This window comes from Candidatus Limnocylindrales bacterium, from assembly GCA_035626395.1.
In the GTDB taxonomy this organism is placed as follows: Bacteria; Desulfobacterota; Binatia; order UBA1149; family CAITLU01; genus DASPNH01.
Window position 1 is genome coordinate 46,843 of the sequence record DASPNR010000039.1, and the last position, 25,490, is coordinate 72,332.

The following is a 25,490-nucleotide window of genomic DNA, read 5'->3' on the forward strand; positions in this document are numbered from 1 at the left end:
GACTTCCGTGCCGGCGACCGATCATCCGCACGATGCTGCGCCGGCGGAAGATGCTGCGCCGGCGTGGGCGATGCCGATCGCCGATGCGGCCGCCGCCGCCATCGACGCGTCGCTGCATGAGGCGTTTGCCGAGGCGTGCGCACGGCACTCCCCGGTGCAGGCGACCTACGTGCTCTCGGGCCGCCGCGCCAGCATCCGTGTGTGCGGCGAGCAGCTGGCCGAGAAGGTCCATCTGCCGTTCGCGCATCTCCACCGTCCCGGCGACGCGGCTGCCGCCGACATCACCATCGACCTGTGGGACCCGGCCGCGACCGGCGTCGCGCTCCCCGCTCCCGCGCTCGAGGCGGTGAACGCGGAGGGCAATCCGCCGGTGCGCGTCAGCGTGAACGGCCGCTACGTCGGCCATCGACTGCGCCGGACGCTGGTGTGGCTGGATCGTCGTTGCTCGCGCATCACCGGCGGCGTCGACCTCGCGGCGCCGCTGTCACTCTTCGAAACCGGACGTCCGCTGTATTTTCCGCTCATGCTGTGGCTGCGCGATCAGCGCGTGCAGTTCGTGCATTCGGGAATGGTCGAGCGCGACGGCCGCGGCGTGATCCTGTGCGGCCAGGGAGGCTCGGGGAAGTCGACGACGTCGCTGCTGTGCCTGCTGGCCGGCATGGGATTCCTCGGTGACGACTACGTCGGACTGGAGCGGACGGAGACCGGGTTCGTCGGGCACAGCCTGTTCGCATCCACCTACGTCGAGCCCGAGCACCTGCGCCGCTTCCCGCAGCTCCATCCGCACGCCGTTCACGGCAGCGCGCCGGGAGAGGACAAGAGCGTGGTGCTGCTGTCGCGGTTGTTTCCGGAACGGCTGCGCGCCAGCGCATCCATCGCTGCCGTGCTGCTTCCGCAGGTGACGGGCGAGGCAGCCACCCGCATCGAGCCTGCCACGCGCGGCTATGCGCTGAGACGCGCTGCGCCGAGTTCGATCCTGCAGCTTCTGGCGCCCGAGGCCGGCAGCCTTCACCGCATCGCGTCGCTGATCGAGGCCGTGCCGTGCTTCAAGGTTCTGTTGGGGCGCGACATGGAGCACGTCGCGGCGCGAATCGATGAGCTTCTGTGCAGCCTCAAACCGGATCCGGCGGCGGAAGCGCGCGGCCGCTGAGCACCGACCACGCTCGCAGGACGGCACGCTTGCCCATGCGGCGCAGCACCGCCGAGACCGAATCGTAGCCCCAGTACTCGGCCATGTAGGCCAGGAAACCGGTTGGCGTCGCCCGGCGGCCGCGCGCTCGCGCATCGGCCGCGTACTGGAACGCGAAGATCGGCAGACCGCCGAGCACCGTATACGTGCTGCGCCGGCACCCGAGCCGGTACTCTAGGCGATCGGCGCCGGCCACCGGCAAAGCCGCGAGGGTTTCGCGCACGGCCACGGGAACGGCGATGCCGACCACGTCGGCGAGATAGTCGAGGCCGTCACGCGCGGGCGCCACGAAACGCAGGCGCTGCGCTTCGGCAACGAAGACCTCCCACTCCACGGCCTCGGAGGTGCTCTTGGCGATCGCCGCGGCATCGCTCGCCCACCGCAGCGTGGCCTGCGGAGACCAGTGCAGGCCGTGCACGATCACGTGCAGCAGCTCGTCGGCCGCCGACATCACGCGTGCCGGCACTCCGCACAGCTCGACTGGCCGGCTGCGGCTCCACAGCTCGTCGCCGGTGCCGTTGCCGCCGATCTCCTCTCGCCGCTGCGGATACAGCCTCCAGTGCAGGTCGATGTGGCGGCCGCGCGCGTCGGCGAAGTCTTCGGCGTGGATCAGCTCGATGCGGCGGGCCGAGAGCGGCGTCTTCGGCGCGAACCCGAGCTCCAGCAGCGTGGCCACCGCCTGTTCGGCGTTGCGCGGAGAGACCAGCACGTCGACGTCCCCCATCGGACGCACGCCCGGCTGTTCGTAGTGGCGCAGCGACAACGCCACGCCCTTGAGCAGAATCGTCTCGATGCCTCGCTCGCGCAGTGCGGCAACGACCGGGGCCAGGCCGCGGAAAAGGATCTCGTTGGCCACGGTGGCCTTTCGGCGCTGCGCGCGCGCGTAGGCCAGGTCTTCTTCGGCCACGCCGGCGCGGCGCAGGTTGACGTCGATCAGGGGAAGCAGGCGCAGCTCGCCCACTTCACGCGTCGACCGTGCGTGCTCGCGGCAGCGCTGCCATGCCGGCAGCGCACGCGCCGGCTCGGCCAGCGCCGCCAGCAACAGATCCTGCTGTGCCGGCGTGGGCCAGCAGCTGCGTTCAGGCACGAACGTCCCGGGGACGGCGCGGCAGCCCGACGACGGCGGCGGGAGCGCCGCGCACCGGCACGGGCAGCTCGCGAACCTGCGGCCTGCCCTGCTCGCGCGCTTCGGCCAGCGGGCGAAGCTCGTAGATGCGGTCGCACGAAGACAGCACCTCGCGATCGTGCGTGATCAGCAGCACCGCGGGACGCGGCTGCAGCGCGGCGAGGTTGGCCAGCAGACCGGCCACCGCATCGGCGTCGAGGTGATTGGTCGGCTCGTCCAGCACCAGCAGCGAAGGCCGATGGACCAGAGCGCGCGCCAGAGCCAGGCGCTGGCGCTCTCCTCCGGAGATGCGGTGCGACTCCTCGCCGAGATCCGTCTCGTAGCCGCGCGGCAGCGAGGCGATGACGCGATCGGCCGTGGCCACGCGCGCCGCTTCCTCGATGTCGACCTGGGTGGCATAGGGACGGCCGAAGGCCAGGCACTCGCGCAGGTTGGTGGCCGGAAGCTGCGGCTCCTGCGGCACCACGCCGATGTGGCGCCGCAGCGCACGCGTATCGAGCGTGTCCATCGGATGGTCGTCCGCCAGCACCCTGCCCTGCTCGGGCGCCAGCAGCCCGAGCACGACGCCCGCCACCGTGCTCTTGCCCGCGCCGTTGGGTCCCAGCACGGCGGTGGTCTTGCCGGATTCGACGACCAGGCTGACGCCCTCGAGCACCGGGACGCCTTCGTAGGAATACGAGACGTCCTCCAGCCGCACGTTGCCGCGGAAGTCGATGCACGTGCTTCCGCGATACGGCGACTCCTCGTCCAGCTCGAGGAACGCCACCACGCCTCGCAGCGAGGCGGCGCCTTCGATGGCGATGGGCGCGCACTGCATGACGGCGGTGACGTAGTTCTTGAGCAGCATCAGGCCGACGTAGAACGACACCAGCGTGCCCAGCGGCATGCTACTCTGCGCGACGGCGGCGCCGCCGACCAGCAGCACGACCGCGCTGACGGCATGGACGACGGTGTTCTGCAGGACGCCGTAGGCCAGACCGGAGGCGGCCACGCGCTGGCGCTGGAGCCGGGTCTGTGCAGCCAGCTCACGATGGATTGCCGTCTCGTGCTCTTCGACCGCCTCGGCGCGGATCACCGGCAGCCGCCGCAGCGCGCCGGTGAAACGGTGGTTGAGAGCGGCCACGGCGCGCCGGTAGTCGGCCACGCGTCGTGCGACCTCGCGTCCCACGGTGCGATCGATGAGGACCAGCAGCGGCCCCGTCAGCAGCATCACGCCGAGCAGCACCGGCTCGATCCACAGCAGCGCCAACGCCAGCACGGCGCTGATGATCAGCGACGGCAGGCCGGTGGCCAGCCCGGCAACGCTCATCGCGTCGATCTTCTCGGCGTCCTGCACCAGCGAGCTCTCGATGATGGCGCGGTCCGCGCGCGCCCACGCCGTCGTGGAGAGCCGAAAGACCTTCTCGACGATGTCGCGGCGCAGCGTCTCGGTGGCCGTGGCGGTCGCGCCGATCAGAAGCGCGCGGCCGATGTAGGTCATGGCGGCGTTGACGAAGTAGAGCGCGACGATGCCGGCTCCGAAGCCGAAGGCGATCCGCGTGTCCGGCGCGGCCCCGTCGAGGCGCTCGAACAGGACCTTGACGGCCAGCGGTATGGCCAGAAGCGTCAGCGTCTGGCCGACCAGCGCCAGCATCGCCAGCGACAACCGTCCGAGGCTGCCGCGGTGCAGCCCCAGATAGTAGCGCCATGCCTGGATGTGCGCGCCGCGCAGGTTCACGCCCAGCCTCTTCATCACCTGCAGCTTCGCGAAAAACATGGACGGGTACAACGGCCGGCAGCGAAGAAATGTCGGCGGAGCGTCCGAAGCGTGCTCAGCGGCCGCTGGTGAAGCCGAAGAGGTGGCCGGCAATGCGCCGGATCTGGATTTCCTCGGAGCCCTCGGTGATGCGATAGCGGCGGTGATGCCGGTAGATGTGCTCGAAGGGCTTGTGCCGCGAGTAGCCTACTCCCCCATGCACCTGCATCGCCTGATCGGCGGCCTCGCACACGAGCCGGTTGGCGCGATAGTTGGCCATCGACACCATGGCGCTGACTTCCATGTGATGCCCGCGGTCGAGCTGCCAGGCGGTCTTGTAGACAAGGCCGCGCACCATCTCGGCCTCGGTCTGCAGCTCGACGAGCGGAAACTGGATGGCCTGGTTGACCGCCAGCGCCTTGCCCCAGGTCTTGCGCTTGCGCGAATACTCCACCGACTCATCGATGCAGTATTGCGCGGCTCCCAGGCTGGAGGCCGCCTGCCGGATGCGGTTCTCGTGCACGAAGTGCTGCGCGAGCACCATGCCTTCTCCTTCCACGTGAACGATGGCGGAGGCCGGAACACGCACGTTCTCCAGCCGCACCTCGGCGTGGTCGGAGGGCATGTTGAACGTCCACCACATGAACTCGACATGGAAGCCGGGGGCGTCGGTGGGAACGAGGAAGCAGGTGATGCCGCGGGGCTCGCCCGCCTTGCCCCCGGTGCGCGCGAAGATCAGGTCGTGCGTGGCGTTGTGGAGGCCCGTGTTGAAGCGCTTGGCGCCGTCGATGATCCAGTCGTCGCCGTCACGGCGGGCGGTCGTCTCGAGCCACGTGGCATCGGAGCCATGATCGGGCTCGGTCAGGCCGAAGGCGACGCGCTTCCGTCCCGTGATCATGTCCTCGAGGAACTCGCGCTTCTGCTCGTCCGTTCCGAATTCGGCGAACATGTGCACGACCGGGAAGTTGCCGACGATGGAGCTCTCGTTCTGAAGATCGTTGTGCAGCCCCAGCCCCTTGGCGGCCAGGTGCTCGCGGATGATGGCCATGCCGAGGTTGGATCCATCCTGGCCGCCGAGCTCACGCGGCAGCGAATAGCGCAGGTGTCCGGCGGCATCGGCGCGCCGACGCATCTCGCCCAGCAGCTCTTCCCACTCGCGTCGCGGCTGTCCGTCGTTCTCCCAATCGGTGCGCGCCCACTCGCGCCGGTGATCGAAGAACTGCATGTTGTCGGACTCGAGCGGCTTGATCTCGCGCTCGATGAAGTCGTCAAGCTCCGCGAGCTTGCGGCGGATGTCGGCCGGAATGTCGAAGTCCACGCGATGCCTCCTGCAGGGCGGTCGGGTGCTGCATAGCCCAGAGGCGGGAGCGTACAAGCGCCGCAGCCGCGCCGGGCGGAGCAGCGGCGAGGCATATCGCAGGGCTTGCCGGCGCTACGGCAGGATCGCTGCCGATTTGGGCGAATATGGCGCGCGATTTGCTGTCCTTCCTGAGGACCGCGGGGCGCAGGGACGAAGCGCATTCGGCCGCTGTGTCGTCCGCCTCGCAACAAGGGAGTCATGCGCCGCATCCGTGCAATCGTCGCCGCCATCGTCTTCGCGCTGACGGCCTCCTTCGGCATCACGTCGGCCGACCAGTTCCTGCAGATGCGCGCGGAGCTGGCCGGAGGGCCGACGCAGACATACTCGACGGCGGCGCTCTTCGACGATCTGGTGTCCCCTTCGGAGCAGACGGCGGCCGCAACGTGGAACGTTTCGCCGCCGACGGGCCTGCGGCCGTGCTGCGCGCTCGGCCACAACCTCGGAGTCGCCGTCGGGCCCGTCCCCGTTCCCATCGTCCGCCTCGACAACGTCATCCATCCCAATGCGCTTGGCCGCCACCGCTACAACAGCAACCTCATCAATCTTGCCATCGATCGACGCACCGGGCTCGGCCTGCGCGAGCAGAACGGAATCCTGTACACGTGCGGCGGCGGCGTCATCGATACCGCGCACATCCGCGATTATGCGGACCTGACGGTCTATCTGTACTCGGTCCTGGAGCCGCGTCTCGGGCGGCCGCAGACGATCGAGCTTCCCGACCAGGCCGGACGCCGCTTCGTTCAACTGCACGAGATCGCGCCCGAGCTGCTGGAGCGGGTCGGGCGTCGGACGCTGGCCCTGGAGCTGGCCGGATGGATCTCGTTCCAGCTCTCGATCTGGCATGAGACGGCGAGCTGGTACGGCTGGTCCAGCGTGCCGCTGTTTCCCGAGACCGTCTCCGCCTTCTCTCCCGAGGACCTCTACACCAACGTTCTCGGCATCCGTCTGGCGTTCGCGTTGATCCGCGCGGGCCGTACGGCGACGCAGCAGGACTACGAGCGCGCCATGGATGAAAGCATGCCGCGGCTGCTCGCGCGGCTCGGCGCCATGCCGGCGGCGTTGTCGCGATCGGTCCTGTCCGCGATCGATGGCGTCTGGTGGACGTCCACCGAACGGCTGCCACACCGGGAGGTCGTGCAGCTACGGAGCTTCGATACAGGCCCGCACATGGTGCCGCTGCGCGTGCCGCGGCAGCGCCTGCACGAGACGCTCGGCGAATACGCGGCCGACTACTGCGCGGCGTGGCAGGATCGGCCGGTCGTGCTCGAGGTGCCGACGCGCGCCGGCGACGTTTCTCTTTCGGAGCTGGCGACCGTCGAGATCGAGCCGATGCGCGATCTTGCCGACGACATCGCGGCCATCACGGGGACCGCGCGCATCACGCACGACGACCTGCCGCGGATCGTCGAGAACATCGCCGCCGCCGATCGGCAGCGGACCTATTCGCGCAGCACCGCCCACTCGGTCGGCTGGATCGCGAAGACCTGGCCGCGCATGGCCTGGCCGTCGTCGCGCCTGCGGCGGTTCTCGATGGCACGCTCGCGGTAGATCGCCAGCGCGGCGCGGTCGTCGGCGCCGTTGATGCTCTCGCCCAGGTGCTCGCTGAACAGCTCGCGGCGCAGCTCGCGCGTTACCTGCTGGTCCCAGAACGTCACGTTCATCTCGGTGTCGCCGCGGAAGGACCGGAACATGGCGTTGGCCGAGCCGATGGTCGTCCATTCATCGTCGATGAGCGCGATCTTGGCGTGGACGTAGATGTCTTCGTAGCCGCCGCCGGGCCGATTGGAGCCCAGCCCGGCGAGCAGGAAGTTGTCGTACTGCGCCAGCGCATCGATCATGTCGAAGACCGGCTTGACACGCGGGTGCGTGCGCACCCGGCAGATCTCGGGCATGGCCAGCGCCGGCACGAGCACGGTGACATCGACTCCGCGCTGCAGCGCGGCCTCCAGACGCTCGATCAGGAAGGGACAGAGCAGGATCTGGTTCTCGAGATAGATCGTGCGCTCGGCCGCGTCGACGGCCGCGAGGTACTGCTCGACGATGCTGAACTCGCCCTCGGCGATCGGGAACGGCCTTGCGCCCGGCGCCGGCGCGTCCAGCCGATAAAGATCGGACTGGATCGTACGCGCGACCTGCACCAGCGTGGGCCCGCACGCGCCGGCGGTCCGCTCGGGAAAGGGCAGGTCGTCGGCCAGCTCGAGAACCGGGAAGCTGCCGTACTGCGTCTCGCGCTCGCTGGCCTCGTTCCAGCGCTGCACGAAGTTGTGGTGGACGTCGGCGGCCGCCGGGCCTCGCAGTTCGACGTAGGCATCATGGATGCTGGCGCCCGCCGCGGCCTCGCCGCCGGGATGTCCGGGGGAGACGACCGAGCACACGTCCAGATTGATGCCGCCGACGAACACGACCTCGCGCTCGGTGCCGGCGTCCACCAGCCAGCTCTTCTGGTGGTGGCAGTAGCCTTCGACGCGGTCCCAGCGCGCCAGGACGTGCGGCGCGCGCGCCGCCATCGATCGGTAGCTGGCCTCGCCGGCCGGAAAATGGGCGCTGCCGACGATCATCGTCTCGATCTCGGGCTCGCTCCAGAACAGCACGCGTACGTCGATTCCCTCGCGTGCACGCCGCTCCAGGACCTCGAAAAAGCCGCCGGCCCCGTCGGGCAGCGCGAAGTCTTCGTCCAGGAAGGCCACCGTCACCCACACACTGCGGCGCGCGGCGGCGACGGCCTCGCAGATTGCGCGAAACGCCGGGACGCCGTCGACGAGCGGCCGCACGCGGTTGCCGCCTCGCAGCGGGTAGCAAGCCTGCATGGCCGACGGGATTCGCGGAACGGGAATCATGCGGCAATTGTTACGCGGACATCGAAATGTGCACAATGGTCCGAATGCACCGCCATCGGATTCTTCCTGCCGCCATCGCTGCCGCGCTCGTGTCGTGCACCACCGGCCTCGCCCGCTCCCAGAGCGTGGACCTGGCCAGGGTCGAGATGGTCGACCTGACGCATGCGTTCAACACTTCGACCATCTACTGGCCCACGGCCCCGAGCGGCTTCACGTTTATGCACCTCTCGCACGGGCATACGCCCGGGGGGTACTTCTATTCCGCGGGCGCATTCAACGCGCCGGAGCACGGCGGCACGCATCTGGACGCGCCGATCCATTTTTTCGAGAACGGACAGGCCGTCGAGCAGATTCCGCTCGAACGGCTGATGGGGCCGGCCGTGGTGGTGGATGTCCGGGCCTCGGCGGCGGGCAATCCGGACTACGAGGTCGGCGTCGTCGACATCACCAGCCACAGCGCGGTCAACGGGCCCATCGCCAAGGGGACGATCGTTCTCATCCGAACCGGCTGGGCATCGCGGTGGGGCGACCGCCGCGCCTACCTCGGCGACGATACGCCTGGCGACGCCAGCAGCCTGCACTTTCCGGGGCTGAGCGCGGAGGCCGCCCGTTATCTCGCCGACAAGGGAGTGGCCGCCGTCGGCATAGACACGGCATCGCTGGATCCGGGCCGCTCCACCGACTTCCAGGCGCACCGCGTGCTGGCCAGGGCGGGCGTGCCGGGCTTCGAGAACCTCAACATACCCGAGACGCTGCCGGCCAAGGGCATCACGGTGCTGGCCCTGCCGATGAAGATCGAGGGCGGGTCGGGCGCGCCGCTGCGCGCAGTGGCGCTGGTGCCCCGGCGCTAGGCCGACTGCTGCATGGCGCGCAGCTCGTCGGCCGTATGCGAACGGCCGTCGGGGCTCCAGCCGGGCGGTTGCAGGATGTAGCCGAGGGCTTCGCGGAAGTTGGACGCGCCGCGTACGTCGGCGGCCAGCGCCTTCCATTCGTGAAACGCGATCTCCACCAGATCGAACGTCTCGATGTTCCTGGTCAACCCGTAGGTGACCGGAGCCGCCTCCGGCTCGAACGTTCCGAACAGCCGGTCCCACACGATCAGCATGCCGCCGTGATTGCGATCGAGATACTCCAGATTGGTGCCGTGATGGACGCGGTGATGCGACGGCGTGTTCAGCAGCCACTCGAGCGGCCCGAGCTTCCCGATCGTCTCGGTGTGGATCCAGTACTGGTAGAGCGTGTTGACCGCCTGCACGGTGAGCACCAGCATCGGATCGAAGCCGATCAACGCCATGGGCCAGAAGAACGGCATGTACGTCAGCGGCGTCGTCCACGACTGGCGCAGCGCCGTCGAGAGGTTGTAGTGGCGGCTGGAGTGATGGTTGACGTGCGCCGCCCACAAGAAGCGCACCTCGTGGCTGAGGCGATGGAACCAGTAGTAGCAGAAGTCGCCCACCAGCAGCGCCAGCACCCAGGTCGCGGCGCTGGACGAGTCGAGCTGCAGCGGCGCGAGGGCCGCGAACAGCTGCAGCGTGGCCAGCGACACGCCCTTCATGAACAGGTTGATGAGAACGTTTCCCACGCCCATCCCCAGGCTGGCGGCCGTGTCGCGCCTCTCGTAGCCGCGCAGGGCCGCGCCCTCGTGCAGCTTCATGCGCGCGATCAAGACGCTCTCAGCGAGCATGGTGACCAGGAAGAAGGGAACGGCGTAGATCGTCGGATCGCTCACGACGGCTTCTCCTTTTTCGGCGAGCGGGACCGCGGCCGCGCGGGAAGCGGCGTCTCGCGCAACGGCCGCGGCGGCATGCCAGCCGGCGCGGCCGCGGCATCGGCGACGGCCTGCGTGGCCATGGCTTCGAGAGCCGGCACAAGCTCCGGCGACATGCCTTCGTCGCCGTAGAGGCAGCGGGCCAGCGCCATGCCGAGCATGGCCTGCAGCAGCAGCTCGAGCGTCACGTGGAATCGCGCGTCAGAGGCCGCGTGCGGAAAGTACTCGGCGGCGAGCGTGCGAACGTTCTGCGCGTGCGCTGCCGCCACCGGCAGCAGCACCGCACGCAGCTCCTCGTCGGTGCGCGCGGCTGCATAGAGGTCGAGGATGGCCTGGTGGCGCCGCTGTCCGTACATCGACCACAGCAGCGACACCGCCGCAGCGGGAGTGCGCTGGGCTCGATCGAGCGCGGCGAAGGCCGCGCGGTAATCGTCGGTCAGGCCGGCGAAGACATGCTCGACTGCAGCAGCCACGAGGGCGGCCCGGCTGCGGTAGTGGTGGAGCTGCGCGCCGCGCGAGACGCCGGCCCGCTCGGCAACCATCGTCGTCGTCAGCGCGCCATAGCCGTGCTCGACGAGGCAGTCGACGGCCGCGTCGAGCAGCAGGCGCTGCGTCGAGGCGCTTCTCTCCTCCTGCGATCGGCGGCCTCGGCCGACGGTGGCGGCTGGCATTGCCGGACCGTACGCTCCGACAAACAAACAGTCAAGCCTGCTTGTAACTGACGCAACCCCCCCGGACGAATGCGTCTTTGTGCCGGGCGGCTTAGGGCGTACCATCGCCACGTCGGGCCCAGGCCGACTCCGCAAAAACCAGCAGATGCCAACGCGATGACCGATACGGCCTCGGCGTCTGCGACAGGAGCTCACGAATGAGGAAGCATCTTCGACACCTCGCGACCGGAAGCGTGGCTTTGGCATTGCTCGTCCTTCTGCCCGGCTGCAAGGACAATCACCGGCCGCCCGACTTCGTGCGTCTCTTCTTCGGCACGACCTCGACGGGCACCTGCGACAGCCTGACGATCGAGGTCGACCTGGAAGCGGCCAATTCCTTCCTCGTCATGGATCTCGGCAGCAATCCGGACTGCTCGCTGGCCGCGGCGCTCGAGGCCAGCGGCTGCGATCTCGACGTGATCGTCGAAGGCGACATCTTCCGCGCCACCATCACCGGCTGCACCATCCCTGCCTTCGTCAGCGCCTTCGAATGCTTCTTCGTCAGCGCCGACCTCTCCCAGATCAACGCGGCTGCCACTGCGCAGTGCGTCTGCACCAATCCTGGATGCAATGAGACACCGCCGGTCTGCATCAGCGACGAGCCAGGCGCGGGCACGTGCGAGGACTGCGACAACGGCGTCGACGACGACGAAGACGGCGCCGTCGACTGCGACGACAGCCAGTGCGCCGGCTCACCGCAATGCGACGGCACCACGACGACCTCCTCGCCGGACACGACCAACACGACCGGCACCACCGACACGACCAATACGACCCACACCACCGGCACGACCAACACCACCGGCACGACCAACACCACGGGCCAGCCGGGCCAGGAGTGCCGAATCGTGTTCCACCTGCCCGACGCGGAGGACGTGGGGTCACTGCAGTGGGACACCAACTACTCCGAAGCCAACGGCGGCTTCGCCGGCGCCGGTCCCAACGTGGATTGCTCCTCGCTGGTGGAGGGCTCCATCGCCAGTTTCAACGACAATGACGAGGGCCAGGTGCTGTCGGGCGGGATCATCAGCCTGGAAGGCTTCACCGGACCTCTCGACATCGCCGAGTGCACTTTCGAGTCCTCGGAAACGCCGGTGGCCGCCGACTTCACCATCACGGTCACCGACGCCAGCGATCCCGACCTCAACCCGATCGACGTGGACGTCGTCATCGGCAGCATCGAGTGCGACGCCGGCCCCACCACGACGATCGACGGGCCGACGACAACCATCGGTGGGCCGACCACGACCCTGGGCGGTGAGACCATCCCCATCACGTTCCGTCTGGCCAGTGCCAGCAGCGAGGAGGTCGGCGCCGTGCAGTTCAGCGTCGACTACTCGGGCGCGCCCGGCGAGTTCGCGGGCATGGGCTCCAGCGTCTCGTGCACCAACGAGGTCGACGGCGCGATCTTCGCCGCCACCGACGATGACGCGGGCGACAGCCTCTCCCTCGGATTCATTTCGCTCGACGGCTTTGCGCCGCCGGCCGATCTGGCGATCTGCCAGTTCGTCAGCAGCGGCGAGGCGCCGGTGCCCTCCGACTTCACGATCACGGTCGAAGACGCGTCCGACCCGGATCTCAATCCCATCACGGTGACGATCGAGGTCGTGATCCCCGAATGATTCGAGCGGCAGGCAGCGGCGTCAGCGCTCGGAGCTGATCGCCGCCGCCTGCCTGCGCGCCTCGGCGATGCGCTGCGACAGCCGCGGCGACGTCATCATCAGCAGCGCCAGCGAGATGGCCAGGAACGGCACGAGCACGGTGGCATCGTGCGTCAGCAGCGCGCGGGCCATGCCGACGATGGCCACGCTCTCGGCCATCGCCCAGACCACGATCAACCTGGTGGTGGCGTAGAAGCCGAAACCCACGAGCAGCCGTTCCTGCTCGCTCATCGCCGCCAGATCCTCGGCGAGCGTCTTGTCCTGGCGCGCCGCCTGATCGAGCGCGTTCCGCCATGCCTCCGCTCCGGCGCCGTCGGCCGGAGGAAGGCGCGAGCGCATCCACCACGCGATCGCGGTCGCGGCGGCAGCGACACCGAAGAAGACGATGGCCGGCGGCGGCTCGGTTGCCGGCGCCGCCTCCTGCGACCACTGGCGCTGCAGGACGAACGTAACGGCGGCGTAGGTCACGGCTGCCATCGTCATCGCCACGTGGACGATGGCAGCCTTGGTGGTCATGCGCCCCACTCTCTTCTCGAACGCTGGCGAACCCCGCAGCATCGCAGCACCTCTCAAAGCAGGCCGGCGCCGCGCGCCCAGCGGTACTTGGCGCCGAGCACGGCCACCGGCATCTCGGTCGTATAGGGATAAGCAGGAATTCCGCGCTCCCACAGATGGTCGCAGGCCTGCTCCACCTCGACGTCTCCGACCAGGGAAGCCACCACCGGCTTCTCGTGCCCCTTGCCTCGCGCCCGCTCGACGACGTCGGCGAGCAGCTCGGCAAACACCATCGGCGGCGTAACGATGGTGTGCCAGTAGCCGAGGATCAGCGAGTGAATGCGCGGATCCTCCAGCGCCAGCGCGATGGTGTTGCGATAGGTCGAGGGCGGCTCGCCGCCGGTGATGTCGACGGGATTGCCGGCCGCGCCGAAGGGCGGAATGAACTTGCGGAACGCCGCATCGAGGTCCTCGGGCATGCGCATCAGCGAAAGCCCATTGTCCACGCACGCATCCGACAGCAGCACGCCGGAGCCGCCGGCGCCGGTGACGATGACGACGTTCTCTCCTTTCGGCGACGGCAGCACCGAAAGCCCCCGCGCGAACTCCAGCATGTCGCGAAGCGAGCGCGCCCGCACCACGCCGCACTGGCGCAGCACGTCCTCGTAGATCTTGTCGTTGCCGGCGAGAGCTCCCGTGTGCGAGGCCGCGGCTCGCGCGCCCAGGGCGGTGCGCCCGGCCTTCAGCATGACGATCGGCTTCGCCTTGGACACGCGCGAGGCAGCTTCGGCAAAGGCGCGGCCGTCCTTGAGATCCTCGGCATGCATGGCGATGACGGAGGTATTCTCGTCCTGCTCGAAGAACTCGAGCAGATCGTCCTCGTCGATGTCGGACTTGTTGCCGAGGCCGACGATCGCCGACACGCCCATCCTGGTCGAGCGGGAGAAGCCGATGATCGACATGCCCACGCCGCCGCTCTGCGAGGACAGCGCGACCTTGCCGCGAACGTCGTAGGCGGTGCAGAACGTCGCGCACAGGTTCTCGGGCGTGTAGTAGAAGCCGTAGATGTTCGGGCCCATCACCCGCACGCCGTGGCGGCGCGCCACCTCGAGCATCTGGTCCTGCAGCTCCTTCTCGCCGACCTCCGCAAAGCCCGACGGGATCAGAACCGCCCCGGCGATGCCCTTGCGGCCGACCTCTTCCATCGCCGCGGCCACCAGTCGTGCAGGGATGGCGAAGACGGCCACGTCGATGTCGCCTTCGACGTCGAGCACGCTCTTGTACGCGCGGAGGCCCATGATCTCGGGCGCCTTCGGATGAATCGGGTAGATCGCGCCGCGGTAACCGCCCGCGACGAGGTTCTTCATCACCGAGTTGCCGATCTTGCCTTCTTCGGCCGAGGCGCCGATCACCGCCACCGCGCGCGGCCGCAGGATGCGGCGCATGGCGGCGACGATCTGCTCGCGCGGCAGCCGCACCGGCTGCGGGCGCGGCTCGCCGGCGATCGTGATGCGCGCGTCCACGGCCACTGCGCCGTCCGGGCGCGCGAAGATCGGGTTGAGGTCCAGCTCCTCGATCTGCGGGAAATCCTCGAGAAGACGCGAGACGCTTTCGATGATCGCCACCAGCGCCGCGTGGTCGACGGCCTTTTCGCCGCGCACGCCGCGCAGAACGTCGGCGCCGGCGATGTCGCCGAGCATCGCTGCGGCCTGAGCCCGATCGACCGGAGTCATGCGGAACGTGACGTCGCGCAGGACCTCGACCAGCACGCCGCCGAGGCCGAACGCGACGACCTTGCCGAACGTCGGATCGGTGACGCCGCCGATGAGCACCTCGCGCCCGGGCGCCTCCATCTTCTGCACGAGCACGCCGGCGATCCTGGCCTCGGGTGCATGCCGTCGCGCGGCCTCGACCAGCTCGCCGTAGGCGGCTTCCACCCCGGCGACGTCGCGCGCGCCGAGGCGGACGCCGCCGGCCTCGGTCTTATGAAGGATGTCCGCGGAAACGATCTTGAGCGCGACCGGGAAGCCCATCTGCTCGGCGACGCGGCCCGCCTGCTGCGCCGACTCGGCCAGCCATTGTCGCGCCACGGGTATCCCGTACGCGTTGCATACCTCGGCCGCCTCGTGCGCCAGAAGCGCCGTTCGTCCGTCCGCCCGCACCGCCGCCAGCACGTTCTCCACCGTTGCCCGCTCCGCGTTCATCGATCCTCCTGCCGACGCGCCTGCGGCGTCGCGGGCGCGGAGTCTAGTCGCGATGCGGAGAGCATGACAGCGCCCGGCGAGCCTGGGCGCGCCCGCTCGTGGATTCCTCGTGCCGGTGGCAGCTACTGCGGCTCGATCCGGTAGATGGTGTTGTTGCTGATCATGTACAGCTCCCCGCGCGCGTCCTCGCCCCAGGACACCACACCGGCAAAGAACGCTCCCGCCGATTTCGCGTCATTGGTACGGTCCGTCAGCTCGGTGGCCGCGCCGCCGGCCACCTCGAACGTGCGAACCCAGGCGCCGCACAGGTCGGAGAAGAAGTAGGTCCCGGCGAAATCGGGCATGGCACAGCCGCGGTAAGCGTAGCCTCCCATGACCGCGCAGCCGCGTCCGTGCGTGTACTCGTGCACCGGCATCGTAAAGCCGGTGGGCGGATCCGGACACGGCTCCATCCGGCAACGCGTGCCCTCGAAGATGCCCCAGCCGTAGTTCTCGCCGCCCGTGCTGGCGCCGGGTGCGAAGTCGATCTCCTCGATCTGCTGGCCGCCGACGTCGCCGATGTAGAGGTCGCCCGTGAGGCGGTCGAAGCTGAAGCGCCACGGGTTTCGCAGTCCCTTCGACCACACGTACTCGATGTCGCTGGTTCCACCGGCGTAGCCGGGGTTGCTGGCCGGAACGGTGATGAACGGCGCCGAATCGTGATCGACGTCCAGGCGCAGCAGCTTGCCGAGCAGCAGCGTATCGTCCTGCGAATTGTGGCCGCTGCCGCCGTCGCCCATGCTCCAGTAAAGATAGCCGTCGCCACCGAACTGGAGCTGCCCGCCGTTGTGGTTGGCCGCTCCCGGATGCGGCACCACGAGCAGCTCCTGACGCGTCGACTCGTCGGCGACGGTGGGATCGCCTTGATCGACTTCGTAGCGAGCCAGAACCAGGTCGCCCGAGAGGTTGGTGTAGCTGACGAAGAAGCGGCCGTTGCTGTCGTAGTCTGGGTCGAAGGCCATGCTGAACAGGCCGCGCTCGCCGCCGGTCGTGGTCAGGTTGCTGATGTCGAGGAACGGCGTCGGGTTGACCGTGCCGTCGACGAGGCTGAGGACGCGGATGTAGCCGGCCCGCTCGGTGACGTACAGGCGGAGCGGATCCAGGCGCGGCGCGGTCAGGAACGTGGGGACCGTGAAGTCGTCGCTGACGAAGACGGCGTCGATCGCGGTTCCGGCCGCCGGCGCGATGCCCGTGCAAAGCGCGCTCTCGTTCTCGAGCTGGCAGAACGAGGAGCAGCCGTCGCCGTCGTCCAGATCGCCGTCGTCGCATTCTTCGGGCATTTCGCTGATGCCGTCGCCGCACTCGGGAGGAAGGTTGCAGGCGCAGGTATCGTCGCAAAGGCCGGGACAGGTGGCGTCGTCGCCATCCTCGCACTCCTGCGAAGGGCCGGCGATGCCGTCGCCGCACACCGGCGACAGGGCGCGCACGAGATCGTTGTGCGCGTCTTCGTCGATGTCGCGAACCTGATCGAGGTCGCCGGTGGTCGTGCACCCGCCGCGCGTCTCGGCGGCCGAGAAGCCGGCGACCAGCCGTTCGTAGGCATTGGCCAGGCATCCCTCGCTCGGCGGAAGGCCGCGCACGGCGGTCTTGCCGTAGCAGCGAAGGCCGCCGTGGACGTGGCGGCCGGCGGCCTGCACCTTGGCGGCGGCGCAGAGACGCGCCTGGTCCGTCTGTTCGGGCGCGAGCAGCGCGTCCACGGCGGCGCGCGCCGCATCCACGATGGCCTGCGCGCCGCCTTCATCGTCGGCGGTGGCGCACCCGCCGAGAGCCTCGGCCTTGCGGAAAGCCGTGCCCAGCCTTGTTGCGGCCGTCGCGGTGCAGCCAGCGTCGACCGTTTCGCCACTTCGCAATGCGTGGGCGTGGCAGGAAAACACATCCTTGGCGTAGCGTGCCGCCGCCTTGGTCTTGGAGCCGCCGCAGCGGTCGGCCGCCGGGTCGGCGGATGCGTTGGCCGCATGGCCGACGACGAGCGCGGCGACCAGCGCTGCGAGAACGAAATGCCGCTTCATCGATTCCCTCCCCCCGCGCGACGTTCCGTCGCGCCAAACCTTCTCCTTATCGCGCGAGGCGCAGGCCGAGGCCAGCATCTTTCGTCGGCACGCCCGCCTGAACCACCGCTCAGACCGTGCGCCGTCTCTTCCTCGGCATGTTCGGCAACAGCATCGCGATGAGGCCCTCTCCACGTCAGGCGACCGCCGTCGGATGTCGCCTCGTGCGCCGAGTCATGCAATCTGCGTCATAGGCGGCCGCCCATGACACCACTGGCATGGACGCGCGGTCCCGATCGCCGCTAGTCACACGGCGGAGGTTCCGCCATGCCATCACCTGTCTTCTGCATCGCCGTCCTTTCTACCGTGCTCCTGGCCGCTCCCGTCGCGCGCGCGGAAGAAGCTCCGCCCGAGCTCGTGCGCGACATCGGCCGCTATGCCCTCTTCGGCCGTTACAACATCGATTGGGGCGGTGCCGCTCGCATGCCGGTACGCGGAGCGGTCGGCGCCTCCTTCTTCAAGGTGGATTTCTCGGTCGCGCTGCATTGGAATAGCCCCGAGGCGTACGTGGCCGCGCCGATCGTGCGCGCCGCGCCGGGCAGCACCTTCCACCACGTCTTTGCCAGGAACCACGAACACCTGGCAGTCGACCACCCCGTGACCCGGTACGAAGGCGATCTCGTCGATCCCGTCCATTATCCGGTGATGCCGGCGGTGACCTGCGGCGGCACCAGCGTCACCGTGGATTCCGCGACCTCGCCTCGAACACTGGCGCCGGGGCGTTACGACGTCGTCACGGTCCTGCAGGACCAGCGCCTCGAGCTGGTTGCGGGCGGACGCTACGAGATCTGCAGCATGCGCCTGCGCAGCGGCTCCACGATCCTCGTGCACGCGGACAACGTGATCCTGCTGCGCGACTACCTCTCCACCAACGCGCGCGTTCAGATGACCGGCACCGGCGCCTGCGGCGCCCGGTGGCTTGCGGCCAATGAGGCCAATTCCCCTGGCGGCGCTGCGTTCGAGTTCGGACAGGGCACCGGCGCCGCCAACCGCGCGCGCATCGCCGGCCAGTTCTTCACGCCCGGCAGGATCACGATGGCGCAGAACAACGACTACACCGGCCGCTTCTGGGCCGAGACCATCGATGGAGCGGCCGGCGACGAGCCTACGCGCACGCTCGACGACTGCGCTGCGCCGGTGTGCGGCGACGGCCGCCTCGACCCGGGCGAGCAGTGCGACGACGGCAACAACCGCAACGGCGACTGCTGCTCCTCGTTCTGCGAGCGGCTGCCGGCGGGCAGCGCCTGCGACGACGGCAGCTTCTGCACAGCCACCGATGTCTGCGACGGCGCCGGCGTCTGCCGCGGCAGCGGCGATCCCTGCACCGGCGCCGACGGCGACGGCAACTGCTCGGAGTCCTGCAATGAAGAGCTCGACGATTGCAGCGGCCCCGATGCCGACGGCAGCGCCTGCCAGGACGGCCTGTTCTGCAATGGCGCCGACCGCTGCGCCGCCGGCCAGTGCGCGTGGCACACCGGCTCGCCCTGCCCCGGCGCCGACGACGATGCCAACTGCAGCGAATCGTGCGACGAGGCCAGCGACCGCTGCGATGCGCGCGATCCGCTCGGCAGCGCGTGCAACGACGGCCGCTACTGCACCGTCGTCGATTCCTGCGGCGCCGACGGCACGTGCACGGGGTCAGGATCGCCCTGCCCCTTCGCCGACGGCGACGGCAACTGCGCCGAGTCATGCGACGAGCTGGCCGACGCGTGCACGGCCGTCGATGCGCAGGGAACGCCGTGCGACGACGGCATGTTCTGCACCGCCAGCGATCAGTGCGACGGCCGCGGCTTCTGTCGCGGCTCCGGCGATCCATGCACGTCCGGCTCGGGAAGCGACGCCGCCTGCAGCGATGCGTGCGATGAGACTGCCAACGCCTGCAGCGCTCCGGACCTGGACGGCTCGCCCTGCGACGATGGCATCGCCTGCACGGTGGGCGAGCGTTGCATCGGCGGCGTGTGCGCGCCCGGCGGCAGCACCATCTGCGATGACGGCAACCCCTGCACGGACGAGTTCTGCGCCCCCACGGGGAAATGCCTGTCCACCTACAACGAAGCCGCATGCGACGACGGCAACGCCTGCACGCTCAATGATCGCTGCGACCGCGGCACGTGCGTCGGCGGCCCCGCCCTCGACTGCCGCGACGACGACCTGTGCACCGCCGACCTGTGCGACCCCGCCAGCGGCGAATGCCGACACGCCTACGCTCCGGCACCCAGCTGCCACCAGCTCGCAACGGCCGTCACCCGCATCGACGTCGCCTACTCGCCGGTGGACGGCCAGGTGATCGAGCGACTGACGTCGTCATGGCGGGGTCAGCGCGGCATGGACTGGACCGAGCGCGACGAGCTCGGCGATCCCACCGCCGGCGACGCCTTCTCGGTCTGCTTCTACGACGAAAGCGACGGCGTTCCCGAGCTGGCCTACCGGCTCGACCTGACGCCCGACAAGATGGCCGAAGCGCAGTGGAAGCGGTCATGGTCGGCGGCCGAGCTCGTCTACAAGCTCAAGGCCACCTCGGGGACCGCGCAGGGCGTCTCGCAGGTCAAGCTCATCGTCGACAAGGACAACACGGCGCTGCTTCGGCTGAAGGCCGGTGCCAACGTCGGATGCAACGGCGAATGCCGCAGCAAGTTCGATCCGCCCGCCCCGCTCGCCGATGGCCGCTTTTTCGCGATGGAACCGGGGATGACCGTGCAGTGGACCAGCTCGACGGGCTCGTGCTGGAGCTCGCGCTACGAGCAGGCAAGGGAGAATCAGACCGGCGAGTTCTACGCGATTTCCCGCGCAGTCGCGCCGTGATGGGTGCTGGCACGACGATGGGCGTGTCTGCGGCAGGGCATGCCAGTTGTGCGTCGCTGCGCCGGCGGACATGCCCGTGTCCGCCCGCACAGCGCTACCATGCAGGCTGTCGTGCATCGTGCAACGACACGCCCGTGCGGGCGGGGCCTGGCCGGTCCGCGCAGCGCATGCGCCACGCGCGCGAATGCGGGATCTTGACGGTCGGACCATCGGTCTTACCCTAGCCACAAATGGCCACCCCAGATTCAACCCTTCGTCTGCCCGTCATTCCTCTGCGCAACTCGGTGTTGTTCCCGATGCTGACGATGCCGTTCTCCGTGGGGCGGACGGGCTCGGTCGCCGCAGTCGAGGCCGCGCTTGCCACCGAAGACAAGCACATCGTCGTCGTGGCCCAGCGCAGCGCCGACGTCGACGATCCGTCGCCGGCCGATCTCTATTCCGTAGGCACCAAGGCCGTCATTCGCCACGTAGCCCGCACCGAGAACGGCCTGCAGATCATCCTGCAGGGCGTCGAGCGGGTTCGGCTGGAATCCTACGCTCACACCGTTCCCTACCTTGCCGGCGAGGTGCGCGCGCTGCCGCGGCCTGCCGGTGAGGGCGCCGAGGTCGAAGCGCTCGAGCGCGAGATCAAGGACCTGACGCGGAAATTCCAGGCTCTGGCGCAGGCCGCGCCGGCGCTGGACCTGACGCAGATCTTCGCGGCGGTCGAGGAGCCGATGCAGCTCGTCTACATGATCGGCGCGACGCTGACGCTGCGGGTCAACAAGGCCCAGCCGCTGCTCGAAGCAGCAACGCGCGCCGATGCGCTGCGCCTTCTCCACGAATACCTGACGCACGAGGTGCAGGTTCTCGAGGTCCGCAAGGAGATCGCCAGCGCGGCGCAGACCGAGATGACGCGCGAGCAGCACGACTACCTGCTGCGCCAGCAGCTGCGCGCCATCCAGGACCAGCTCGGCGAGAAGAACCCGGAGCAGGCCGAGGTTGCCGAGCTGCGCACGCGCCTGGAAGAGCTCGAGCTGCCCGAAGAGGTCAAGAAGGAGGCGGAGAAGGAGCTGACGCGCCTGGAGCGGCTGCCCTCGGCTGCTCCGGACCACCAGGTCCTGCGCTCGCACATCGAGCTCATCCTGGAGCTGCCCTGGAAGAACACCACGGCCGACAACCTCGACCTCGCCAACGCACGCGAGGTGCTGGACGAGGACCATTACGGGCTGGAGGAGATCAAAGAGCGCATCCTCGAGCAGCTCGCGGTGCTCAAGCTCAACCCGAATGCCAAGGCGCCGATCCTTTGCTTCGTCGGCCCTCCGGGCGTCGGCAAGACCTCGCTCGGCCAGTCGATCGCGCGGGCGCTCGGACGCAAGTTCGAGCGCTTCAGTCTCGGCGGCCTGCACGACGAGGCCGAGCTTCGCGGACATCGCCGCACCTACATCGGCGCGATGCCGGGCCGGATCCTGCAGGCGATCCGACGTGCCGGCGTGTCCAACCCGATGATCATGCTCGACGAGATCGACAAGCTCGGGCGCGACTTCCGCGGCGATCCGGCGGCGGCGCTGCTGGAGATCCTGGACCCGGCGCAGAACTTCGCGTTCCGCGACAACTACCTCGATCTTCCGTTCGATCTCTCCAGCGTGCTGTTCATCACCACGGCCAACAGCCTGGACACGATTCCGCGTCCGCTGCTCGACCGCATGGAGGTCATCCGCCTCTCGGGCTACACCGAAGAGGAGAAGGTGCAGATCGCGCGCCGCTACCTGCTGCCGCGCCGGCGCGCCGAAGCCGGGCTGACGGAGGAGAATTTCGTCATCGCCGACGACACGCTGCGCGCGCTCGTGCGTCGCTACACGCGCGAATCCGGCGTGCGAGAGCTCGAGCGCGTGATCGGACGCCTGGCCAGCAAGGCCGCGCTGAAGTTCGCCAAGGGCGAAGCGGACAAAGTCGCATTTACGCCCGATGATCTGTCGGATCTGCTCGGCGCCGAGCGTTTCCGCATCGAGGAGGCGCGCCGCGTGCTGCCTCCGGGCGTGGCGACCGGGCTTGCCTGGACCGAGACGGGCGGCGACGTCCTCTACATCGAAGGACTGCGTCTGCCCAAGGGGCGCGAGCTGCTGCTGACGGGACAGCTCGGCGACGTCATGCAGGAGTCGGCGCGAGCGGCGCTGAGCTATGTGCTCGGGCATGCCCGCCAGTTCCGCATCGACCACGCCGGCGGCAACGTTCACCTGCACGTGCCGGCGGGCGCGATTCCGAAGGACGGGCCTTCGGCCGGCGTGACGATCGTGACCGCGCTGTGCTCGCTCTTCACCGGGCTGCCGGTGCGCAGCGATACGGCGATGACCGGTGAGATCACGCTGACCGGCCTGGTACTGCCGATTGGCGGCCTGAAGGAGAAATGCCTGGCGGCGCGGCGCGCGGGCCTGACCCGGATCATCGTGCCGAAGGGCAACGCCAAGGACCTGCGCGAGGTTCCCGAGGAAGTTCGCGCGGAGCTGGAGGTGATCTTCGCCGAGCACATCGACGACGTGCTGCTGGCGGCCATTCCGCACCTCGGCGACCGGATGCAGCGGATCACGCAGGCCGCTTAGACCGGGAGCGCAGCAAGGCGCCGCAGCGCCGGCGGTCCAGCAGGTTCGCGGACGCACGGTCCGTGGACGCGCGAAGGATCGGCCGAAGCGCTCCGAACCTGGAGCGCGGCTACTCGAACTCTCCGAGGCGCCGGTCGAACGTATAGGCGCCGGGCTCCACGACCAGGCGCCGGGCCGGCGTCTGGACGTCGCCCGCGGCGGCCGCGAACGGAAGCCCCGCGACGAAGAAGACCGTTCCGAGCATGTAGTTCACGAGCGAGAGCGGCCTGGAGATGAGGACGTCGGCGGCCATTGCCGCCGCCGACGGATCCTCGTCGGGTGGAGAGACGTACACCACGCGCCGGCTCGTCGCCTCCTCCTTCGGCACATACAGGATGCGCTTGCCGGAGGGCTCGTGCTCTTCGATCCGATAGATGGTTCCGCCCGGGGAGCCTGCGCTGGCGCAGGTGGCCGCAAGGACCACCGAGGCGACAGCCAACGACAACGCGTTCTTCCTCATCGCTCGCACCTCTCGTTACCGGACCGGATACGGCCACAGTGGTCGGGCAATGGCCGCAAGTCAACGCAGTCGGCAACTCTGTCGGGCCGTCCGCGGCCTTTGCTCCTCCAGGACGCCGCAGCCGCGGTTGAGCCGCCGCCCGTGGCTGTCTCCGGTTACGGTCAGCCGGCTTGCGCGCTCGGCCTGGCGGCAATCCGATCGAACCAGGCAGCCAGGTTCTTCAGGTTGCGGTCGAGCGGCTGGCCGACCGTTCCGCCGAAGTCGAGCGCCGAAAACAGGATGATGTCCGCCAGCGTGAAGCGGTCGCCGGCGACATACGGCTTGCCCGCCATCAGGCCGTCGAGCCACACCAGCTTGTCGCGCGCGATCGCCTTGAGGCCGTCGGCGGCCTCCGGCAGCACGCGCATGCGCGAGCGGAACAGCTCGATGCCCTCGCCGAACCGGAACCCGTTGAAGATGTGCTCGGTGATGCCGATCTCGATGCGGCGCTGCCACATGCGCGTTTCCGCGCGATCCTCGGGCGTCGTTCCGATCAGCGGCGGCGCCGGGTGCTTCTCTTCGACGTACTCGCAGATGGCCACCGTCTCGCCGATGACCCTGCCGTCGTCGAGCTCGAGGCACGGCGTCTGGCCCGCGGGGTTCTTGTCGGTGTAGGGCGCGCGCCGGTTCTCGCCTCCCATCAGATCGACCTCGACGGTGGGAATCTCCACGCCCTTCTCGAGCAGGAACATGCGGACGGTGCGGGGGTTGGGGCCGATGGATGTGTACAGCTTCATGGAATGCCTCCTCCAGGCGCCAGTGGCGCGGTCGTACAGGTGGTGCGGCGGGCGTCGCAACTGACGATGGACCGCGGATAGCAGGGCACGATGCGATAGCCCGGGCGAAGCTAGACCGGGGCGCCTCAGCCTGCCATCGCTCGCGAACGACGGCCCGTGGCCGCAACGGCCTCTCACTCGACGTAGCCGAACGAGCGCAGATCCTGCTCGCGGCGCCGCAGCTCGTCCTCCTGGTCCTTTTGCGTCGTGTCCGCCTCGCCCGCCTTCTCGCCTTCGCCGCTGGATCGACGCGGCGACAGCCGCCGGGGATGCGCGACGGACCAGCGCTCGAGCTGGTCGGCCAGCATCTGCTCGCGCGACGAGGCAGGCACCGCACGCTGCTCGAAGGGATCGGTGCGCGGATCGAACAGCGCGTGCCGGTTGTGCGTGACCCAGTAGATGAGCTTGTCGGTCTCGGTCGTCAGCGATCGGACCAGACCGTCACCGTCCTGCTTCAGGCTCCTCTCGGTCTCGCTGACGACCGGCCCCTGCGGCACCGGTCCGCCCAGCGCCGCCGCCAGCAGCGACGGTCCGGGGAAGCGGTGCTCGATCCCGAGCATTTCCATGATGGTCGGCGCGATGGTGACGGAGGCCGCCACCAGCGGCGCCACGCGTCGCGGCGCCAGCCCCGGAGCCACGAGGATCAGCGGCACGTGCAGCACTTCCCGGTACAGCGTTGCCAGATGGAAGCAGCGGCCGTGCTCGAGGAACTCCTCGCCATGATCGGAGAGCACGACGATGAGCGTCTTCTGCGCCAGGCCCCGCTGCTCGAGCTCGGCGATGAGCTTGCCGACGTAGCGGTCGGCGCGATGCACCGCCGCATCGTACTCGTCGATGAATGGATCGATGCGCGACCTCGGACCGTCGGCGCGGCACGTCTTGCGATGGCCCTGCTCGGGCGGCCCGCGCGGAAGACCGAGCGCGACGCGGTCGACTGGGTCGTTCAGGTACGGCGTGTGCGGATCGTATCCATGGAAGAGCAGGAAGAAACGCTCGCCGTCATTTTGGTCGAGCCAGTAGCGGGCGTCCTCGAAGTTGTCGCGAAAGTACTTGCCGTTGGTGCGGTACAGGTCGAAGCCCTGGTCGAAGCCGTAGTCCGCCGACATGTTGACGCCGCCGGTGAAGGCCGCGGTCGTGTATCCGTTCTCGCGAAGCACCGAGGCGATGGTGGCCACGCCGTCGTCCAGACGGCGGCGGTCGGCCAGTGCCACATAGCCGTGCTCGCGAGGATGCATGCCGGTCAGGATCGACATGTGCGCCGGCCGCGTCCACGACGACTGCGAGATGGCATTTTCGAAGAGGACGCCGCGGGCGGCCAGGGCGTCGATGTTCGGAGTCGTCGGGCGCCCGTAGCCGTACGCACCGACGTGATCGGCGCGCAGCGTGTCGACGGAGATGACCACGACGTTGCAGGAGGGGCATCGGTAGGACGGCGAATCCTGCGAGGTGCCCGTGCAGGAGCCGGCCGCGACGACCATGGCAGCCGCGGCCACGCCACGCGCGACCGAGGGCGCGCGAGCAGTCTTCGACAGCCGGATTTGCAGAAAGAGCATGCGGGCGTGACGTCCTACGCAGGTGGTGCCGGCGCAGCCGCAGGAGGCTGGAGCCGCCGCGCGCTCCCGT

At 68.9% G+C, this 25,490-nt stretch carries 18 protein-coding genes; 6 read left to right on the forward strand and 12 right to left on the reverse strand.

Features of this window, described 5'->3' with window-relative positions:
- Window positions 1-7 precede the first annotated feature (7 nt).
- A complete protein-coding gene (locus tag VEC57_15385) occupies window positions 8-1,150 on the forward strand; it encodes a hypothetical protein (GenBank protein ID HYC00515.1) in 1,143 nt (380 codons plus the stop codon).
- On the opposite strand, the gene VEC57_15390 is transcribed toward VEC57_15385, so the two are convergent.
- From VEC57_15390 to VEC57_15400, 3 genes are read right to left on the reverse strand one after another with little or no spacing between them, the layout of a single operon-like run.
- Complete coding sequence (locus VEC57_15390; protein ID HYC00516.1) at window positions 1,113-2,276, reverse strand: nucleotidyltransferase family protein; 1,164 nt, start codon at window positions 2,274-2,276, stop codon at window positions 1,113-1,115. The genes VEC57_15385 and VEC57_15390 overlap by 38 nt on opposite strands.
- A complete protein-coding gene (locus VEC57_15395) occupies window positions 2,269-4,071 on the reverse strand; it encodes an ABC transporter ATP-binding protein (protein ID HYC00517.1) in 1,803 nt (600 codons plus the stop codon). Before VEC57_15395 ends, VEC57_15390 begins: the two co-directional genes overlap by 8 nt.
- Before the next feature lie 55 nt (window positions 4,072-4,126).
- Window positions 4,127-5,368, reverse strand: a complete 1,242-nt coding sequence (locus VEC57_15400; GenBank protein HYC00518.1) for an acyl-CoA dehydrogenase family protein — start codon at window positions 5,366-5,368, stop codon at window positions 4,127-4,129.
- A 240-nt stretch (window positions 5,369-5,608) separates the two neighbouring features.
- Between VEC57_15400 and VEC57_15405 the strand changes: the two genes are divergently transcribed.
- On the forward strand, window positions 5,609-6,958 hold the full coding sequence (locus VEC57_15405; GenBank protein ID HYC00519.1) for a DUF4056 domain-containing protein: 1,350 nt from the start codon (window positions 5,609-5,611) through the stop codon (window positions 6,956-6,958).
- Here the strand turns inward: VEC57_15405 and VEC57_15410 are convergent.
- The gene (locus VEC57_15410) at window positions 6,850-8,247 is read right to left on the reverse strand and encodes a phospholipase D-like domain-containing protein (GenBank protein ID HYC00520.1); all 1,398 of its coding nucleotides are present in this window, start codon (window positions 8,245-8,247) and stop codon (window positions 6,850-6,852) included. The genes VEC57_15405 and VEC57_15410 overlap by 109 nt on opposite strands.
- A gap of 44 nt (window positions 8,248-8,291) precedes the next feature.
- Between VEC57_15410 and VEC57_15415 the strand changes: the two genes are divergently transcribed.
- Window positions 8,292-9,098 carry a cyclase family protein gene (locus VEC57_15415; protein ID HYC00521.1) on the forward strand — a complete coding sequence of 269 codons (807 nt, stop codon included), beginning with the start codon at window positions 8,292-8,294 and terminating at the stop codon, window positions 9,096-9,098.
- On the opposite strand, the gene VEC57_15420 is transcribed toward VEC57_15415, so the two are convergent.
- Complete coding sequence (locus VEC57_15420; GenBank protein HYC00522.1) at window positions 9,095-9,976, reverse strand: sterol desaturase family protein; 882 nt, start codon at window positions 9,974-9,976, stop codon at window positions 9,095-9,097. The two genes, VEC57_15415 and VEC57_15420, sit on opposite strands and share 4 nt — an antisense overlap.
- The gene (locus VEC57_15425) at window positions 9,973-10,686 is read right to left on the reverse strand and encodes a TetR/AcrR family transcriptional regulator (protein ID HYC00523.1); all 714 of its coding nucleotides are present in this window, start codon (window positions 10,684-10,686) and stop codon (window positions 9,973-9,975) included. Before VEC57_15425 ends, VEC57_15420 begins: the two co-directional genes overlap by 4 nt.
- A gap of 197 nt (window positions 10,687-10,883) precedes the next feature.
- Here VEC57_15425 and VEC57_15430 point away from each other — a divergent pair, with 197 nt between their 5' ends.
- Window positions 10,884-12,347, forward strand: coding sequence for a hypothetical protein (locus tag VEC57_15430; protein HYC00524.1), 1,464 nt, complete (start codon window positions 10,884-10,886; stop codon window positions 12,345-12,347).
- A 21-nt stretch (window positions 12,348-12,368) separates the two neighbouring features.
- On the opposite strand, the gene VEC57_15435 is transcribed toward VEC57_15430, so the two are convergent.
- The 3 genes from VEC57_15435 to VEC57_15445 form a co-directional block, all read right to left on the reverse strand.
- Window positions 12,369-12,902 carry a hypothetical protein gene (locus VEC57_15435; protein ID HYC00525.1) on the reverse strand — a complete coding sequence of 178 codons (534 nt, stop codon included), beginning with the start codon at window positions 12,900-12,902 and terminating at the stop codon, window positions 12,369-12,371.
- A gap of 53 nt (window positions 12,903-12,955) precedes the next feature.
- The gene (locus VEC57_15440) at window positions 12,956-15,085 is read right to left on the reverse strand and encodes an acetate--CoA ligase family protein (GenBank protein ID HYC00526.1); all 2,130 of its coding nucleotides are present in this window, start codon (window positions 15,083-15,085) and stop codon (window positions 12,956-12,958) included.
- A gap of 122 nt (window positions 15,086-15,207) precedes the next feature.
- The gene (locus VEC57_15445) at window positions 15,208-17,133 is read right to left on the reverse strand and encodes a PQQ-dependent sugar dehydrogenase (protein ID HYC00527.1); all 1,926 of its coding nucleotides are present in this window, start codon (window positions 17,131-17,133) and stop codon (window positions 15,208-15,210) included.
- Between the two features lie 306 nt (window positions 17,134-17,439).
- Between VEC57_15445 and VEC57_15450 the strand changes: the two genes are divergently transcribed.
- Window positions 17,440-19,974 carry a hypothetical protein gene (locus VEC57_15450; protein HYC00528.1) on the forward strand — a complete coding sequence of 845 codons (2,535 nt, stop codon included), beginning with the start codon at window positions 17,440-17,442 and terminating at the stop codon, window positions 19,972-19,974.
- Between the two features lie 230 nt (window positions 19,975-20,204).
- On the forward strand, window positions 20,205-22,553 hold the full coding sequence (gene lon / locus VEC57_15455) for an endopeptidase La (protein HYC00529.1): 2,349 nt from the start codon (window positions 20,205-20,207) through the stop codon (window positions 22,551-22,553).
- A gap of 109 nt (window positions 22,554-22,662) precedes the next feature.
- Here lon and VEC57_15460 read toward each other — a convergent pair whose 3' ends face one another.
- From VEC57_15460 to VEC57_15470, 3 genes are all read right to left on the reverse strand, one after another.
- Window positions 22,663-23,052 (reverse strand): hypothetical protein, encoded by a 390-nt coding sequence (locus VEC57_15460; protein ID HYC00530.1) that lies wholly within the window; start codon window positions 23,050-23,052, stop codon window positions 22,663-22,665.
- A 161-nt stretch (window positions 23,053-23,213) separates the two neighbouring features.
- Window positions 23,214-23,828: a glutathione S-transferase family protein gene (locus VEC57_15465; protein HYC00531.1), complete on the reverse strand. Its 615-nt coding sequence runs from the start codon at window positions 23,826-23,828 to the stop codon at window positions 23,214-23,216.
- A gap of 173 nt (window positions 23,829-24,001) precedes the next feature.
- Window positions 24,002-25,420: a sulfatase gene (locus tag VEC57_15470; protein HYC00532.1), complete on the reverse strand. Its 1,419-nt coding sequence runs from the start codon at window positions 25,418-25,420 to the stop codon at window positions 24,002-24,004.
- Window positions 25,421-25,490: the final 70 nt, after the last annotated feature.

Excerpts from the sequence above, each read along its gene's own strand:
- VEC57_15395 (HYC00517.1), bottom strand. The coding sequence starts at position 4,071 with ATGTTTTTCGCGAAGCTGCAGGTGATGAAGAGGCTGGGCGTGAACCTG.
- VEC57_15405 (HYC00519.1), top strand. The coding sequence starts at position 5,609 with ATGCGCCGCATCCGTGCAATCGTCGCCGCCATCGTCTTCGCGCTGACG.
- VEC57_15410 (HYC00520.1), bottom strand. The coding sequence starts at position 8,247 with ATGATTCCCGTTCCGCGAATCCCGTCGGCCATGCAGGCTTGCTACCCG.
- VEC57_15415 (HYC00521.1), top strand. The coding sequence starts at position 8,292 with ATGCACCGCCATCGGATTCTTCCTGCCGCCATCGCTGCCGCGCTCGTG.
- VEC57_15425 (HYC00523.1), bottom strand. The coding sequence starts at position 10,686 with ATGCCAGCCGCCACCGTCGGCCGAGGCCGCCGATCGCAGGAGGAGAGA.
- VEC57_15430 (HYC00524.1), top strand. The coding sequence starts at position 10,884 with ATGAGGAAGCATCTTCGACACCTCGCGACCGGAAGCGTGGCTTTGGCA.
- VEC57_15435 (HYC00525.1), bottom strand. The coding sequence starts at position 12,902 with ATGACCACCAAGGCTGCCATCGTCCACGTGGCGATGACGATGGCAGCC.
- VEC57_15440 (HYC00526.1), bottom strand. The coding sequence starts at position 15,085 with ATGAACGCGGAGCGGGCAACGGTGGAGAACGTGCTGGCGGCGGTGCGG.
- VEC57_15445 (HYC00527.1), bottom strand. The coding sequence starts at position 17,133 with ATGAAGCGGCATTTCGTTCTCGCAGCGCTGGTCGCCGCGCTCGTCGTC.
- VEC57_15450 (HYC00528.1), top strand. The coding sequence starts at position 17,440 with ATGCCATCACCTGTCTTCTGCATCGCCGTCCTTTCTACCGTGCTCCTG.
- lon (HYC00529.1), top strand. The coding sequence starts at position 20,205 with ATGGCCACCCCAGATTCAACCCTTCGTCTGCCCGTCATTCCTCTGCGC.
- VEC57_15460 (HYC00530.1), bottom strand. The coding sequence starts at position 23,052 with ATGAGGAAGAACGCGTTGTCGTTGGCTGTCGCCTCGGTGGTCCTTGCG.
- VEC57_15465 (HYC00531.1), bottom strand. The coding sequence starts at position 23,828 with ATGAAGCTGTACACATCCATCGGCCCCAACCCCCGCACCGTCCGCATG.
- VEC57_15470 (HYC00532.1), bottom strand. The coding sequence starts at position 25,420 with ATGCTCTTTCTGCAAATCCGGCTGTCGAAGACTGCTCGCGCGCCCTCG.